The sequence below is a fragment of the Collimonas arenae genome, from assembly GCF_001584165.1.
Lineage (GTDB): Bacteria > Pseudomonadota > Gammaproteobacteria > Burkholderiales > Burkholderiaceae_D > Collimonas > Collimonas arenae.
Genome location: NZ_CP013233.1, coordinates 3,839,480 through 3,855,797, shown reverse-complemented (window position 1 = coordinate 3,855,797; position 16,318 = coordinate 3,839,480). Strand labels below are relative to the sequence as shown.

The following is a 16,318-nucleotide window of genomic DNA, read 5'->3' as shown; positions in this document are numbered from 1 at the left end:
GAGCCATTCGTGAAATACAGATTTCGACCCGTTGCGGTCATTCGAGATTCTCCAAAGCAGACATTTAGGGCTACGATAAATTTACGGCGCTCTCTTTGTTAGGCCGTGGTGGCCTTCATGGCTAAAATCAGAAGGGAATATAGTATCCGAGTCATAAATCGCGCCTTCGAAGATGACGCCTTCAAGATTGGCGTTCGAGAAATCTGCGCCACAAAGTATGACTTCTCCTCCCATATTGTCAGCCGAGAACGTTGAGCCGCGTAGATTCGCAAACGAGAAATCTGAATCCTCAAAGCTCCCTCCCATGAACTTTGCGTTCTCCATGCGAGCATCAACAAACTTCGCTCCCAATGCATACACAAGGTAAAACGTGGCATTGGACAAATCAGCATTCGTAAAGGACGTTCCAATGAGCAACGTGCCTTCAAAGATTGTTTCCTTCAAGTACGCGCCTGAAAACGAGGACTCTTCAAAATTTCCAGACTGGAAAAAAATATTGCCTAAGTTTGCGGCACAAAAATCTGTATTTTCAAGATTTACATTCTCCAATAGAGTTCGGCCATCAAGCTCGCCGGCGGGTTCAACTATGGCCAAGATGTGGCCATTTAGTGACCTAATTTCCATTTATTAGTCCTAGTACAAATACAGTTCCCGTGTGCCACGGCGGACTCTTTCCGACGACATTCAGATTCGGCCACATAGTTTATTGGCAGATATTCGGAAATATCAGCACTTAAGGGGTGTCGGCGACCGACCGCTCAGGCCGTTTTGAGGCGGTCGCCACAGGTTGATTTCAACCCAAAACGGCCATACGCTTTTCTCCAAAGCAGCCGTTTGGTTTGGTTATCAATGTTTGATGACCGAAAACTTTTAGTGAATCGAGTCAGATATTCGCCTTACAGTCTTATATTCCACCGGTATAAAAGAACAAATATAGAGGTATCAATGCAAACAGTGAGAACGAGAGAATAATGAACAGAGATTTTGGCAGTTTTTTCAAAAAAACAGCTAAACAAGCGCTGAGCAACGTCATTGCTAACGGATACAATATATAGAATCGCAACTGGCCAGTGCTCGGAAACCCCGCAACTTCTTGTCTAGCTGCGCCAACACAGAGCGTAGTACCCAAATACACAAGGGCTCCCCACAATACGCAACACAGAATTGATACTGCTCTTCTTTTGACCAAAATCACTCTCCGTATTACTCATTGAGCCATTGCTAGCGAAAACAGGCTAGAGATATTTAGCCTATGCTTGTAGCACCTCCGAAGCTGTGAAGTACCTTTTTGCAATACATTAACAAATGGCCGCTCCTGGCCGTTTTGAGCCGGCCGCAACAGGTCGATTTCGACCCTGAGCCGTCATTCGGATTTCTCCACAGCGGACATCCGTTGCGCTGACAAATGGGGTGAAATATCTGCCGAGCTACGATATGTACGTTGCAAATTCGTTAAATGATTGGGGAAACTTTAGAAAGCGGTGATTGATAGTCTCTTGTCCATGACTTGCTTCCAGCATTAACCACTCGTTTGGTGACAATGGAAGAAAGCAAAGATCACTATTTCCAATAGAATATTTACAGAAACGAATATCGATATTTTCTTTTACCAACTCAGCCAGAGTTAACACAACTATAAAGCAATCATGTCTTTCCGCCGCATATGAGATTTGTAAAGTGCGACCTTGATAAGTGAGTATATGGGTAAAGCCAGCGGGATTGGATGACACTTCGTAACTCGCAGTAATTGGATGCTGAACTCCGACTATGTCATTCAAAGAACTTATTATTTCTTCGGTGTCTTCTCCCCAATCCACGGAAAGAAATGTACTCCCATCCCTCACCAATTTCCACGCATCAGCATCCCAATTTGTTCGGTCGACCGGAAGCTCCATAAATTTCTGAACAATCTCTAAGCTCACCGCCACTCCTTTTTAGTTGAAAAAAATTTTAACTATTTAAGTCAATATGTTTTGGGGATTTTGAATTGATATTTCCCGCCAATTTCCGCTTCTGGCCGATAGCAGATTTAAGGTGCACGACGGCTCCCGATAGATTCGACAAAGAAATAGCCGGGATGGATGAACGGAGGTCGGTTTAAATTGTCCCCATACAACCGAATTCTTTCGCCCTGAGTTCCCAGTTCAGGTTTGTCATTCATTGACGCTAACGCTCCAGAAAAGCACGAATCTTTACGCGAAACTGAGGCTTCGCCGTTAGGTCCAAGGTCGAATTTACCTTTGACGACCTGTGCGTTAGCTAGAGTCAAAATTTCCGGATTCTCGATATACCCGCACAGCGGGCCATATGGACCAGTTTCACACTCTTCCTGGCCTCCTGTGTGAGTGATGTCGACGACAGTCGCTTCAACGATCCATTCGGCAGCCTCTTTGCACTCTTGTAGATCCTTGCAGCTAAAGTACAAACATGCATGGTGGGCTTCAGCGACAGGTGTGACGATCACAAGCATGCTCACAAATAGCGAAAATATTGTTTGATTCATGCGGATATGTCCTATAGTTATATGGCGCTGCTGAGTAACCGTTTTTGGATGTCACGGCAATCGGCTGCTTCTGGCCGTTTTCTGACTTCTGTTCTGTATGTGTGAAGGTAATGGAGTCAGGTCTTGCCGTGACACATTTTTTTGCTCTGGCACTGAGTAATATGTCATTGTAAGACCTAACCCGTCGCTCCCTTGACACCGTCTCCCCCTAGTTGCCGACCACGTTCTGTTGGCGCTTCAGCGGCAGCCCGACCTGGTAGCCCTGTGCCTGGCCATAGGCTGCGGCATCCGGGTCCGGCGCGCAGCCATCCTGATCGAACAGCGCCGCGCGACCACAGGCGGAGGAAAACATCTTGACGCTGTTGTGGCCGATGCCCGCTACTTCCAGCAGCCGTTGCGTCCATTCACCACGTGGGCGTGACGACAGATAGGAAAAGTAGAGAGTACCCCTGTCGAAACGGGTGGTGCCCTGTACCTCGGCGGCGCAAGACCGGTCCAACTGATGGTGTGCCGGATCGTTGTCGGCCGTGCCGAGCAAATAGACGATGTCGCGCGCAAGATAGTCGCGCCCCAGCGCCTGCGGGTCGATCGGCTGGGAGACGTAGCGAGGCAGGTCGCCACCGAGGCCGTACGGCCAGCGGTTCACGCCTGGGCATTGTTGTGACGATGCACCATCGGCATGCCGGTTGGTGTCGATCGGTCGCTCAGGCGTGAGATAGAGGTAGTCCGACGGGTTGGCAACCACATAGCTCAGATGCACGCCCAGGCGCAGGAGCGGCCCCTGGCCGTGCCCGACCGCGGCATAGCGTTGGACGAAGCGCCCGCCCGCTGAATGGCCCGCGACCACGACCGTGCGCAGCGCCGGGAAGAGTTGGCGATTCGCCAGTCGCGCGAGGATAGCGTCGAGTGCGTCGAAGGAGCTGATGGCGGCCGGTCCTCGTGCGTCGTAGCCCGCCGCCCAAGCGTTCGGCCCCCAGCGCAAGGTATCGGCAGGCAGATGGTGTGCGTCGATGTCGGCCTGGATCAGGAACTGCGGCGTGATCAGGATGGCATCGTTGGCCGCGGTTCCGGACTGCTCGGCGGCAAGTTCCAGCGACTTCAGGTCGCGCCGGGGCCAGCCGTGGATCACGATGACCGCACGAGTCACTGCGGGTTGCGGCTGCGTCCAGTCGCGCGACACGTGGATAGATATGACACCTTCGCCTTTCGCGCTGGAGACTTCCAGGCGCCCGTCCTGTACGATGGGGACCGGCGTCAACACCTCCGGATCGACGGTGGCACCGGCCGCCATCGGCAGCATGGCCAGCCACGCCGATATGGAAATGGTTCGAAGCATATTCATGTCTTTTTTCCTACAGTCTCGGCCCGAATAGTTGAAACGGGGATAGTGCTCAATAGGTTGACAGATAATGTGTCAGATTTGCCCTTCGATAGCACAGTACACAGAAACTCCAGTTACTGAGGATTCGCCGCGCCAAATCTGTCAGCAGAGTCAACGATCCTGAAATAAATTTCGGTGGGCTTCATATTTTGATATGAATTTCAATTGTCCGCCTCTGGCCGGTTCGCGCCAACGCTACTCTGAAACTCTGAGCAGTACATCAGCATGGTGATGCCCAGTAAAAGCTGAAAATAATTGCCCCCGCAGTCGGACCACTGCACCAAGCTTTGGTCTGAGTTCGGCATATTGCTTCTTGTTTAGCACAAGTTGAATTTCTCGAACGGACTTAAACGCCACTTCGCTTTGTCCGATATCGCCAACGGTACAAATTGTCGGCTCGAGCGACATGTAAAATCCAGTCTCAGGCTCGTCACCGTTCGCCACACTTTCATAATTTGGGCGACCAGGAAACGTCTCCCTATGTAACTTCCCAGTCACCGTAACGGTTTCTGGTTCGTAGCGAAGGCAATTGGCGGGCGCGGCCAACACTGCCCTCATCTGTACGAGCAGAAGCAGTATAAATATAAAAGATAGACGTGGTTTCATCCCCATTTCGTTCTCGCCCTCGTTATCGCATCTTGATTAGCCGAAGCTTTCGACTGTCCGCTCATGGCCGAGGCTGTGTAAAAACGCTGTTGAGCGCTAATTCTAATCGGAAGTAAACGATTTGCGGCGATCCATGTCACACGAACAGATGACTCTGTTCGAGGTACACCTATGAAACGCTTCATTGAAGGGCTGGATCGCAGTCAACGCATTTTGCTTCCCGAGCAACTGGACGACTACGTTGCCGATAGCAACCCAGTGCGGGTAGTCGATGTTTTCGTCGATGAACTGGACCTGGTGCAAATGGGTTTCGAAGGAACAATGCCTGCACAAACAGGACGTCCGGCCTATCACCCATCGGTTCTTCTCAAGATTTACATCTACGGCTATCTCAATCGGCTCCAATCAAGCCGTCGCCTGGAACGAGAGGCGCAGCGTAACGTTGAACTGATGTGGCTGACAGGGCATTTGACGCCGGACTTCAAGACTATCGCCAACTTCCGCAAAGACAATGGCCGTGCCATCTCCAATGTATGCAAGCAGTTCGTCGTGCTGTGTCAGCGACTTGGCCTGTTCTCTGAAGCGCTGGTCGCTATTGACGGCAGCAAATTCAAAGCCGTCAACAACCGCGACCGCAACTTCACCAGCGCCAAGCTGCAACGGCGCATGGAAGAGATCGCAGCGAGCATTGATCGCTATCTGACAGCCCTCGACACGGCGGATCGCCAAGAGCCGGACCGCAAGCAACTCACGACAACTCGACTGCATGAGAATATCGCAGCGCTCAAGGCGCAGATGCGAGAGCTTGAAGACATCCAATTAAAACTCCAGAAGACGCCGGATCAACAAGTCTCTCAAACCGATCCTGATGCACGGTCGATGAAGACGCGTGGTACAGGCGTCGTTGGCTACAACGTACAAACGGTGGTCGACGCAAAGCATCATCTGATTGTGGCGCACGAGGTGACCAACATCGGGAGCGACCGGGATCAACTGCACTCGATGAGCCGGCAAGCGCAAGAAGCGATTGGCACCGCATCGCTGACCGTAGTTGCTGATCGTGGTTACTTCAAAGGAGAAGAGATCCTGGCGTGCACACAAGCCGGCATCAACGTGATCGTCCCGAAGAACCTGACCTCCAATGCCTCTGCTGAAGGTCGGTTTGGCAAAGCGGATTTCATTTACGACGCACGCGCCAATGAATATCAGTGTCCCGCCGGAGAGCGATTGATCTGGCGTTTCACGAGCAAAGAGAAAGGCTTGAATTTGCACCGCTATTGGAGCTCGAATTGCCAGCAGTGCTCACTCAAATCCGCATGCACGCCAAGTCCTCAACGGCGCGTGACACGATGGGAGCATGAGTCTGTACTGGAGGCCATGCAGGAGCGGTTGGAACGAACGCCGAAGGCGATGCGAATACGCCGGCAAACGGTTGAGCATCCATTCGGCACCATCAAGGCATGGATGGGTGCTACGCACTTCCTCACCAAAACCAAGGCCCGAGTGAGCACCGAGATGAGCTTGCATGTCCTGGCTTACAACATGAAGCGGATGATCAACGTGCTGGGCGTGGGAACCTTGATGAAGGTGATGAGCGCATAGGCGCTTTTAGCGTCAGGAGATATGTTTGGAGACGGCTATTTACTAGGCCAAGGGAAATAGCCGCCGCGTTTGCAGGGCTCTCTATTATCAACAATGTCGCGTTAAAATGACGTGGATCTCGGCTCCCTTGATGGATTCAGCGTTTTTACACGGCCTCGGCCGGACTCGGCCATTCGTGAAGGCCAAAATTTGGCTCTGAGCTACCGTCATGATTCGACGTACCAGTCGTTCTGAATTCGCACGTCATCATTATTACTCGGCGGGCTGGGGCCAGCACAAAAGCACAGACGATTCAATCTTTTCCAAAAAATGATCCCACCACGAGGCCAATTGCACTCGCTCCAATTACAAAGGGGAGGCCGAAGGTCGCACAAGTCATGTACAGTGTCCATGCTCCAATGGAAATGTACCAACACGAAATTCCGGCAACAAGAAAAAGAAGAAATAAAACACCCATACCCCTATTAAAACCCAAAAACGAGGAGCATAAGCCGGCGACTATGGTGATCGCCAAACAAAATAACGAAGCTACCAACATATTTCCCCTTTCGTTGAATTCGCAACGTCGTTTAGACTAGTCTCGAGTTTGTACGCGGAAGTGCAAGTATGTCGAATGCCGCCATTACGCACAGTTTTGCGCGGTGCAAATTTTTAATAACCATAGAATCAATGGGAAAGAGATTCTGCGCAAATCCTTGCTTGCCACTCGTGAAATTCTTTTTCTGCTACAGTCTCAGTGTCGTTGAGCCTAAGCAGAGTGGAGCTCTCTGGCAACAAAGACGCATCGCCGGGAGGGCTTGTTTTCTTCCAGATTAATTTGTCTCCGACAACGCGGATCGTTGCGCTGAACTCTTCATTCTCTACCCTGGTGCTGCGAAACGTCACCGTTGCCTGGTTACCATGCGTGACTCCAACCACCGATGGCTTTCCGTCGATATTTTCCCCATCATCAGACCGGTTTCCCAAATGACTAGTCGCATCGTGGAAACCACAAATCTTGCCATCACGTGTCCATAGTCTTAACTCGAAATAATCTCTGCCCCCTGACCTACACAATTCTTCATATTGTCCGGTCGCCCCTTGGCACGAAAAACCTCTTTCCAATCTCCGTCCAAAGGCGAGGCAGTCGCGTGATTTGCCGCCAATACCCCGGCGAAAATGAATAGAAAAAATCGAATCATATTAATAATATCCACCGTGCCAACATGATTGCCACCTTGCGTTAGAGTGAAAAAAATTATGTGAATCGCCATTAGTTTGGTAGGCACTTTCAACCGTCCGCAATTGGCCGATTACCGGCGGTTAAGCGTACCTACTTTTTCAACAGCACCTTGTAATAGTCGAGAACGTTATTTTCAGCGCCATCTACGATGCGATTCGATATTCGTGCCCACGGCCAAAAATTTATTCCGGACTTGGTTTGAAGCCCTGGAAATTTTTGACCACCGAGTGTGACCATGCCCCATTCGGCTCCATGATTACGACGATAAACTTCACCTACATAGCTCCCGTAGCGCGTTGCGAACAACATAACCTGCTCATCCGTTGGCCGTGGTGATGTCGTCATGTAAGAGGTGTGAATACTTGTCATCGCCTTTTCTACCTCGCCGATACTATCGTCGGTCCAGTCAAGACTAATTCCCAATTGAGTTTTCGCGAGCTGGATTGCATCCAGTGCGTATGTCTCCGCTATTTTTTGAATATTTTTGTCCGAGACAAAGGATGGGCTTCCACTTTCTCCAGCCAAGACGGAACCCGCAACAAAAAAAACCGAAGCAGAAAAGAGAATTCGAAGTATTTTCATAGTTATATATTAACTTGATTGAAATGCCGAGCGAGTTTTAATGATTGCAGTACGTCGTCCAGTGCGGTAAGCACATTCGACTGTCCGCAACTGGCCGATATTAGCCCTCGGCACGACTAGAGTTTAGTCGGAAGACAAAATGCAAGGTGTTGTCGCCTATTGCCGACGAGACTGGTTCGGTAGGCAAGACACCCAAAGTCCAAGTCGGGTCGCCTGAAGGGTATATCTCCGCGACTTGCCGACCGTCGACCTCGGCGCTTAGTCGATTGTGGGTGGACGAGTATTGTAAAAATTTTGACGAGCAAATTTTCCGCATTAAAACCTCGATAGCAGTGTTTCCATCTACTTCGTAGACCGCGTCAAGTCTGTTGATTTGGTCATCGGCTGCACAGCACGCCTGGCGAACAACATTTATCTTCATAAGACTTCCTGATGTTTTCGATGATGGCATCGAACGATGCATCATATCACCAGAAAGTTTCTCGCATGACATCGTTTTGCTGGGCTGAGTAAATGACCGGATTTGGCCGACAGCGGTCCTGCTATGCACTTGGGGCCGCTACTGGCCGTTACTGACCTACTCCAGGAGTCAGATCTACCATTTCGCCGACCTTCAAAACGGACACCTCTGAAGCTCCCAACAATTGAAAAGCAAATACGGTCAGGTCTGGTGTACCGTCAGGGCGCAATGAGCGAGGTTGTGAAAGACTCATCTTAATACGGGCACCACCAAGACGCGAATCGAGACCTATCGTGAAACTGCCACCGTCCATTTGACGTGCGAATACGTACGGAGCACTACCAGTCGACACATACTCTAATTTAAATCGCATATTTGATTCCATTTTTGAGCGGCGGCTTCTGGCCGAATTGCGTCATTCCCGAAAGTCAGGTCTCAGCCGCGCATTCAACCGATGAATGCATCACTATTTTTTTTTCAAGCCGTCAATAACCAGTTCGACATTTGCACCACAATAATTGGCGCACCCTTCACCGGCAGAGCCAACACTCGCATCCCTGCCTTTTATTTCAACAGACACCTTGCAATTGTCACCGTTAGAAACTAGCAATCCTTTCTTAATCTGCGCAATCCCTTGAAATGAACAGAAGTGATTGTAATTTCCTTCAGTATGTATCCACAGGTAATAACTTGACTCATTGCGACGCTTTATGTTGAGTCCTTGTTCCACATGGCATACATGTCGGCTTGTGGAATTTTCAAAGCAATCGATAGGCAAATCCGTTCGGTAATAGCCCGTCATGTCAGCAGCGAGTACTGGGAGCACAGCGGACATGGTAACGAGGCAAACAAATCGTCGCATTTGGATGGGCATAGTCAGATATTGAATGGCGAGCTGCTTTCGATGACGGCATCGATCGATACATCATATCACCAGAAAGTTTCTCTCGTGACATCGTTTTGCTAGGCAGAGCAAATGACCGGATTTGGCCGCATGCGGCTGGTCAGGACAGAGTGCCATTGCCCATGAGCGACATACACCCAAAAGTGAAGTGGCCCCTCAAAATGCGCTGCATACGAACGCAAGACGGATGTTCAGCTATCATTTCGCAATCCGACACCTCTTGCGAGCGCTTGCCTCAACGGCTGGCACGTTCTGGGTATTCGTCACATTACGAAAAAGGGATTTTTGATGACCATCCAACGAACCGGTCACCGGTACCGTGATATTAATACTGGCAAGACTATCGACATTTGGTTTCCGGCTTCTGGCGCCATTAAAAGGCGTAGCTGTCTTGCTGAGAAAGTCGGCCTTATTTCGGGTGATGTTGTTGAAGTGGAGATTGAATCACTAGGCGCGCCAGCCGTTTCCACAGAAGATGCCTATTTGCGCTTACACCTGCTTTCCGATAGAACCATAAAACCAAATGAAATCAATCTCGATGGCATCTTTGGTCTATTGCCCAATGTTGCCTGGACATCCGCCGGCCCAGTCTTCCCAAGCAGCGTCGATGAGCTACGGGATCGAGCCGCGTCTGAATATCATCATGTCACGGTGTCATCGGTCGATAAATTTCCCCGCATGACGGATTACATTTTGCCCGAAGGTGTACGAATTGCCGACGCGGACCGGGTGAGACTCGGCGCCCATTTGGCAACCGGCACAACTGTGATGCACGAGGGCTTTGTAAATTTCAACGCTGGAACGCTCGGCGAGTCAATGATCGAAGGTCGCGTGACGCCTGGCGTGACAGTTGGTAGAAATTCGGATGTGGGAGCTGGTTCATCCATCATGGGCACGCTATCCGGCGGCGGCAAGAGCAAAAATTCTATCGGAGAGCATAGTCTGCTCGGTGCGAACGCTGGCATCGGCATTTCGCTTGGCGACGAGTGTATCGTCGAGGCCGGCCTTTACGTCACCGCCGGGACAAAGGTGAAAATGCCTGATGGCAGTGTTGTGGCAGCAAAACAGTTGTCCGGTCAATCCGGCCTGTTGTTTCGGCGGAACAGCCAAACCGGTGCGGTCGAGGTTTTGCCGACCAATTCGTCCCGCTGGGGCGGCCTAAATACGAACTTGCACAGTAACGACTGACTGGAACTCCCGTCGTCGTTCTGCCAGATTTACAGCAGAACAGATGAAACACCACTTGCCATTGCAAGATTCGATCGGTTCTTCCTGGCTGATAACTGACTCTCGGCGCCCTTCATAGCGCCATCTGCAATGTCCTGAAACCCGTTGGAAGTATTTGCCCAGACTCGCTAGAAACGAACCCCAATTGCTCATAGAATCCGATGGCGTTCGGTGCCGCGTTCAAAAAGAGAGCTTGCTTAGGGCTTTTGCTCTTGCAAGCTGTACTGGCCGCCTTCAACAGCATGCGACCGATACCTCGCGATTGAAACTGCGTATCCACAAAGAGACTACATAAGTTCCAGAAATCCTTCACGAGCACGACACCGACGATCCGACTCTCCAAGGTAGCCACGATGTGGACGCATCTCTCAGGATTAATTAGCCAATAGTCCACGTTCTTGTTCACATTGGCGATCATGTCATGGTGTATCGACACGTCGCTTTTAACGCTCGCAACAATCACATGCTCCATAAGCCGGCGTACATCTTCGGCCTTCGCTGGTGTTACACAAGTCAGCTTTATCTCCATTCTGGCCCCTGTTCTCAGTCTGAATTGCCGTCAGCTTGGCAGACACTATTAATCGCTTGGAATTGGCCACCTACTCCTGTCGCAAAGATAGGATATCAACACAACGGCAACAGCCGACGGCTTCAGTCAGATTTCTTTCGTGCTTGCCATTCATTTTCGCTGATGGCAAGGACAGTTGTATTCCACATCCGTCCTTTGAAAAATCGGTCATTGACGCGCTCCGATTCGATCTTCATTCCGAATGCTTGGCAAAGTTTTATCGCTGCCTTGTTTTCAGATATGGTCTCCGCGTAGATCCGATGTAACCCCAATTAGACAAAGCCAAACTCGATCAACGCATTGCCGGCATCGCGTGCCGCACCGGCTCCTTGCCACTGCCGGCCCAGTTCGCAGCCGATAGACGCATGCCTTGGCGACTCTATTCGAATGCCACATGAGCCCATCAACTCGCCCGATAGTGAAACAACTGCGAGTTGATACTTTGTTCGCGGGATCTCGCCACTTTGCTCAATAAACATAGCTAGAAGCTCCTCCGCTCTGTTGCTCGCAGAGTCTTCTTCACTATAAAAACGCTGAAACTTCGGATCGTTCCTCAGGCTTTGATATTGCGCCAGATCCTCTCGACGAAAATCCCGCAAGCACACCCCATCGGCAGGTATTGAAATCATTGGATTTGGGTATATTAAATCACGGTCGCTGGTCTATAGACCAAATATCCCACGAAATACATGTTGGCAGCCATCTACCCGACATAGCTGTTGTGACACGCTGCTCCTGGCCGATAGCCGCTGTTCGCGCTCAAACATTGACTGCATCAATCAAATAAAGTGGACGTTACCATGCCACGATGAAATGCAAATGCAGTCTCCAGGTCCGCTTTAACTACCCGGCCGAGCGATAGCTCTGGAAGATTATCCAGAGAAAAGAAATCGACACCTGAGGTTTCAGGGCCGGTAAATGGGCTTGTCGTATCGGCGCATTCACATAGAAAATAAAGCTTATAGAAATCGCGAGCATCTGGGTCGTACGGTCCCTTCGCTTTGTGGCGCACGTTGAAGAGTTTGGTCGCCGCAACAACCAATCCAGCTTCTTCATGTATTTCTTTGACCACATTTTCGGCAGGCGACAAACCTACATCAGCAAAGCCACCTGGCAGCGTCCATTTGCCATCTGATTTTTCTCGGACAAGAAGGATTTTATCGCCTTCAATGACGGCACCACGAACATCCACCTTCGGAGTTGAATAACCCATTGCAAAATCTGAGACAAGGTTGGTAATTCGTTCGACAGGAACGTTCCCAAGCTGAGCAAGCATTAAATTTGCAATATCGGCGATTTCCGTGAAACGTTCCTTATCGAATTCATCCTTGCAGAAATACAATGATGTCGACGCCAATGCTTGTAGGCGCTTCGCATAGGCAAGCCATTGGTTTTCCATTTCCATGGTGCTTTTCCCTTTCTCGTCAAATCGACCTGAAGCTTTCGACAGCCAAAAATTGTTCAATTGCCGTACAAGACATTAATTAATGCCATTTAGGGATGAATGACTCAAGGTCAGTTACCTGGGGCGCAAAGAGCTGCAGCCGGTAGCATACAGTGATGACATCCAGACGTCCGCTTTCGGCTGAGGTCGTCGGTAACTGCTACTGGCCGAATGGCGTCATGGACTATAGATATTGGACATGCGTGCCAAGGGGTACATAGCCGAAGATTTTGAATCCTGTCTCTGTCGTGACGCCAGGCACATGCACTGAGCGGAGCACTCGCAGAACAGCTTCACGCTGGGCTGCGGATGTCACGGCAATCTCAACCCACTCATCCTCTTCGTGGTGTCCATAGAAGTGGTGGAACCATTCCCCATCCCACGCACTGACATATCCACTATGCAAATTGCGCGCGCGAAACCGAGGTGATAGTGTGCCGAGCCCGCTCATACCGAATCTCAGTTTCTCCCACTTCGTGTTGTTCATGACAGGGGACATATAGAGCGCCTAGTTGATGGTGGATACGAATGTCCGCAGCTGGCCGCTATTTGCCTTTCGATTTAAATTGCACGTCAAATCTCTTAATTCAAGATGCCAGAGAATTTTCACTGTCCACTTTCTTTCCACCCCATTCGTCTCTTAGCAACGAATAAACGCAACTGTCATGGTACTTTCCACCCATGAAAACGTACTGACGCAATACGCCTTCAAATCGAAAGCCGGCCTTTTCAGCCACTCGTTTGGAGCCGTCATTTTCGCTTGAAGCGATTATCTCGATGCGATTGATAGGTCGAGAACGAAAAAGGTGGTCGGCCAGTAGCTGAACCGCTTCGCTCACATAGCCTCGGCCGCGAAAATTTTCATCAAAAAGCCAATAGCCGATTTCACGTGTGTATGGCGTCCGAATTTTAAAGTGCACAATTTCACCTACGACTACGTTGTTCTCCCCGATGATGAGTAATCTTTCGTAGTCGTCCTGCGAGAAACCATTTTCCACGAATTCTTTGCGGAGATTTACAGGAGACTTTACACGGTGCGGAAAATGGTCGCCACGATTGTCGACTCTGCAAACCATTTCAAGGTAGCGGGGCAAATCATCTTCGTTAATATGGCGGATACTACAAATTTTTCCTTCAAGCACAAAAATTTCCTTTTTTGTTATGGTGAATTTTCAATGCGGGACGAACGACGGCTCCTGGCCGTTTGGGGCCGGTCGCGACAGGCCAAATTCGACCCAATGCAGCCATCTGTTATTCTCATAACCGCACGTCCAGAAAGTTAAGTTACATTTTGCGGAGGTGCCATTGGCTCCATAACACTCGTTCCGCAATTAATGCACACCTCTCGGAGGTTTTTCAAGGTATTTGACTGAGCGGCAAAATCGTTCCCGCAAACAAAGCATGGATGCGCATATGAAGATTCACGCTCCACAAAGCAATCGCGAATTTTCCGATGGTCAGAAATTTTCGCAATCCACGCTCCGAGTCTGCCAGCAGGGTCTTTGCGCGAGCTATCAAAATGGGCAACTGCTTCGCACTCGATGTCGTTCGGTTCATATAGAAGCAATGACATGCCTTCGATCAAACGAATTCTCTGCCTAGCCAAGCTGGCTAGTGTGCCATAGCCGGTCAATGCCATTTCAGCTGAAAAATCGCCTTCACCACCATACTCAATAGCATTGAAATCAGCGTATACGCGTGGCATGGTCATAATCTGTGGAATTTAATTGAACGTAAATAGTCGATCGTAATGAATCACCATCAATTTGGCCGACACTATCGTCCGTCCGCAATTGGCCGAATTGCGGCAATTGCTAAAGCCCACGTAACATAGATGCGAACTGTTTTGCGGTCCATTTCTTCCTGTCCGAAACTTGCCCATCGCCTAGTTCAATTAACCGCAATTGTCCCGCATCTGACGACACAGTATCGATCGAGAAGAATGGACTTTTGATGCGTTGAGCGATTTCTTCCACAAAAGTTGGGACTATTCCATCTCGACCATGAGCTTTTCCATCAAGGACGAAATATCTTTCCTCTGTTTCTGAAATTAAATGTTCAAACTTACGGATGCATACTCCTCCCTCAATCGTACCTCGGTATTGTTCTATGAGCGAAACAACTTCGGCAATATCCTCCGCCCTAGCTGCGACTGAGCCACGTTGAGTTGTCAAAGATTTGACGTAGTCCTTAACGAAATAACCTGGCCAATGTTTGCCGGCTACGGCTATGACAAAATCAGCGTCCCTGTATGTGGTGATCGTTTCTGGAGTAACGTCAGCACATATTTCATACCATTCTGGTAGATAGTGGCAACGACGATATTGTGCGGAATTGGTCTTCAGGACCCCGCCTTTATTTGCTACGGCCACATAGAGGCGCGCATATCTTTCCGGCGTTACCATCCATCCACGATAAATTATTTCCTCACCAATGGGGAATGCTGGCCGGGCTTTGAATTCTCCCGCTTCAAAATCTTCGAAAGAAAATAACGAATAGGTAAATCCAAGAGCTACTAGTGCAACGAATTCCTCTTCGTAGGCTTCATCCACGACCGACTTATTGAAGGGGTCAGACGGAAACAATAAATGCATTTGATTCAATCTCCGGTTAAATTCTTTGTAAGTCTTGGGCTGCATGCACTGTTGGTTTCGAGCTGAGCTAGACCGACCGCATTTGGCCGATAGCAGCTACCGACTGTTCGTATTTGGCCGCACGCTGACTGTCGGGCATCGCGCCTAAGCGGCCTTAGCGCTTGCCGGATATTTACCGGCATCCAGATACCAAATCGCTCATCCGATGTCTCCCACAACTAAGCAATTACTGCACTAGAGTTGGCTGCTTCCGGAATGCGAAATACGCAAATGGTACAAAATAGAAAACTAACCAGTGACCAGAGAATCCCCGGACTTCGTTCGTTCTGAAAGCAGTGTATTCGGCGAAAGTAAGTTCACGAATTAGCTTGCCATGATTAAGTAAAAGGTACTTTCCGTCTCGAATCGAGGGACTACCGCCCTCAGTAGCGACCATGAATAGCACAAAATTCAGGACGGCATACGCGCATATAAAAGCGCCGACCACGACTACCCATGATGGAAAGGCCGCTCGGATTTCTGCAAACTTAGGTTTTGCTCCGAGGGTCTTCCTGCTTAAGAATACGAACGGAATAAATACAACAAAAATTCCAACGTGCAGAAGCCAAACATAGGGAAAATCAGTCAAAACATCAATGCTCAACAATGCTGATATGTGCACGATTAGCGAAATAATGAAACCAACTAAAGCAGCGAGTCCAAATGTACGATTCATGAGAGTAGAGTTTTTTTGAGCCGGGCACCGGCAAGCGTTCTCACAGGCACGTAGAACTGCTCCCTATCATCGGCTAGCAGGCGCAACGCGCCCTTGTTAATCAGCGTGTCATACGTTTGATTAATGCTTGTAGTCGCGTATTGCCTTCCTTACAGATTCAACGTCGTTCAGTGTGTGTCCACTCCAGGTTCCCACCTTGACTGCCCCGCTACCTAAGCCTAATTCGGTAAAAACTCTGTATTCAACTTGAGTAATTCCCCCATCAATTAATTCCCTCGGGTGCATTAAAACATTTGGTCTAACAAATCCGCGCCGGACCTCTTTTATTGCTTGGCGAAGCTGATGTTCAGCTGTTGTGAAGTCTGCAATCAACATTCTAGGCGACGCAAACTTCTGGTCTCTCTGAATCTGGACTAAGGCGCCGGAGTCCATATTTTGAATCACGAAGCGGCTCGTATAAATCTGAACGTAAATTGAATTGCTCGAAAACATAAATGTTCTTATCTAAAA

Annotated in this window: 18 protein-coding genes; 2 read left to right on the top strand and 16 right to left on the bottom strand. The window is 49.5% G+C overall.

Going from position 1 to position 16,318, the window contains the following annotated elements; all coding sequences use genetic code 11:
• Positions 1-81: 81 nt before the first annotated feature.
• The 5 genes from CAter10_RS17680 to CAter10_RS17660 all read right to left on the bottom strand — a co-directional run bounded on the left by CAter10_RS17680 (position 82) and on the right by CAter10_RS17660 (position 4,496).
• Positions 82-594 carry a pentapeptide repeat-containing protein gene (locus tag CAter10_RS17680; protein WP_164840468.1) on the bottom strand — a complete coding sequence of 171 codons (513 nt, stop codon included), beginning with the start codon at positions 592-594 and terminating at the stop codon, positions 82-84.
• Between the two features lie 833 nt (positions 595-1,427).
• Positions 1,428-1,922, bottom strand: a complete 495-nt coding sequence (locus CAter10_RS17675) for a hypothetical protein (protein WP_128083137.1) — start codon at positions 1,920-1,922, stop codon at positions 1,428-1,430.
• 107 nt (positions 1,923-2,029) lie between these two features.
• On the bottom strand, positions 2,030-2,503 hold the full coding sequence (locus CAter10_RS17670) for a hypothetical protein (protein ID WP_061534445.1): 474 nt from the start codon (positions 2,501-2,503) through the stop codon (positions 2,030-2,032).
• A 208-nt stretch (positions 2,504-2,711) separates the two neighbouring features.
• Positions 2,712-3,845 carry an alpha/beta hydrolase gene (locus tag CAter10_RS17665; RefSeq protein WP_128083136.1) on the bottom strand — a complete coding sequence of 378 codons (1,134 nt, stop codon included), beginning with the start codon at positions 3,843-3,845 and terminating at the stop codon, positions 2,712-2,714.
• Between the two features lie 234 nt (positions 3,846-4,079).
• Positions 4,080-4,496, bottom strand: a complete 417-nt coding sequence (locus CAter10_RS17660) for a DUF4431 domain-containing protein (protein ID WP_061534444.1) — start codon at positions 4,494-4,496, stop codon at positions 4,080-4,082.
• A gap of 165 nt (positions 4,497-4,661) precedes the next feature.
• Here CAter10_RS17660 and CAter10_RS17655 point away from each other — a divergent pair, with 165 nt between their 5' ends.
• Positions 4,662-6,092, top strand: coding sequence for an IS1182 family transposase (locus CAter10_RS17655; RefSeq protein WP_061531847.1), 1,431 nt, complete (start codon positions 4,662-4,664; stop codon positions 6,090-6,092).
• A gap of 1,312 nt (positions 6,093-7,404) precedes the next feature.
• Here CAter10_RS17655 and CAter10_RS17645 read toward each other — a convergent pair.
• Both CAter10_RS17645 and CAter10_RS22600 read right to left on the bottom strand, forming a co-directional pair.
• Positions 7,405-7,896, bottom strand: a complete 492-nt coding sequence (locus tag CAter10_RS17645) for a hypothetical protein (RefSeq protein ID WP_061534442.1) — start codon at positions 7,894-7,896, stop codon at positions 7,405-7,407.
• A gap of 926 nt (positions 7,897-8,822) precedes the next feature.
• On the bottom strand, positions 8,823-9,158 hold the full coding sequence (locus CAter10_RS22600; protein ID WP_128083134.1) for a hypothetical protein: 336 nt from the start codon (positions 9,156-9,158) through the stop codon (positions 8,823-8,825).
• Between the two features lie 390 nt (positions 9,159-9,548).
• On the opposite strand from CAter10_RS22600, the gene CAter10_RS17635 reads away from it, so the two are divergent.
• Complete coding sequence (locus CAter10_RS17635) at positions 9,549-10,448, top strand: DapH/DapD/GlmU-related protein (RefSeq protein ID WP_061534440.1); 900 nt, start codon at positions 9,549-9,551, stop codon at positions 10,446-10,448.
• A gap of 112 nt (positions 10,449-10,560) precedes the next feature.
• On the opposite strand, the gene CAter10_RS17630 is transcribed toward CAter10_RS17635, so the two are convergent.
• The 9 genes from CAter10_RS17630 to CAter10_RS23175 form a co-directional block, all read right to left on the bottom strand.
• Positions 10,561-11,016 carry a GNAT family N-acetyltransferase gene (locus tag CAter10_RS17630; RefSeq protein WP_061534439.1) on the bottom strand — a complete coding sequence of 152 codons (456 nt, stop codon included), beginning with the start codon at positions 11,014-11,016 and terminating at the stop codon, positions 10,561-10,563.
• 311 nt (positions 11,017-11,327) lie between these two features.
• On the bottom strand, positions 11,328-11,684 hold the full coding sequence (locus CAter10_RS17625; protein ID WP_128083133.1) for a GNAT family N-acetyltransferase: 357 nt from the start codon (positions 11,682-11,684) through the stop codon (positions 11,328-11,330).
• A gap of 146 nt (positions 11,685-11,830) precedes the next feature.
• Entirely contained in the window at positions 11,831-12,460 is a 630-nt protein-coding gene (locus CAter10_RS17620) for an NUDIX hydrolase (protein ID WP_231879039.1), read from the bottom strand.
• 223 nt (positions 12,461-12,683) lie between these two features.
• Entirely contained in the window at positions 12,684-12,986 is a 303-nt protein-coding gene (locus tag CAter10_RS24375; RefSeq protein ID WP_335339700.1) for a DUF6678 family protein, read from the bottom strand.
• A 100-nt stretch (positions 12,987-13,086) separates the two neighbouring features.
• Positions 13,087-13,641 (bottom strand): GNAT family N-acetyltransferase, encoded by a 555-nt coding sequence (locus CAter10_RS17610; RefSeq protein WP_082797977.1) that lies wholly within the window; start codon positions 13,639-13,641, stop codon positions 13,087-13,089.
• A gap of 137 nt (positions 13,642-13,778) precedes the next feature.
• Complete coding sequence (locus CAter10_RS17600; protein ID WP_061534435.1) at positions 13,779-14,210, bottom strand: hypothetical protein; 432 nt, start codon at positions 14,208-14,210, stop codon at positions 13,779-13,781.
• 103 nt (positions 14,211-14,313) lie between these two features.
• Positions 14,314-15,138, bottom strand: a complete 825-nt coding sequence (locus tag CAter10_RS17595) for an ATP-grasp domain-containing protein (RefSeq protein ID WP_197467142.1) — start codon at positions 15,136-15,138, stop codon at positions 14,314-14,316.
• Between the two features lie 181 nt (positions 15,139-15,319).
• Positions 15,320-15,808 carry a hypothetical protein gene (locus CAter10_RS17590; RefSeq protein WP_061534434.1) on the bottom strand — a complete coding sequence of 163 codons (489 nt, stop codon included), beginning with the start codon at positions 15,806-15,808 and terminating at the stop codon, positions 15,320-15,322.
• Positions 15,809-15,928: 120 nt separating this feature from the next.
• Positions 15,929-16,300 carry a hypothetical protein gene (locus CAter10_RS23175; protein WP_061537407.1) on the bottom strand — a complete coding sequence of 124 codons (372 nt, stop codon included), beginning with the start codon at positions 16,298-16,300 and terminating at the stop codon, positions 15,929-15,931.
• Positions 16,301-16,318: the final 18 nt, after the last annotated feature.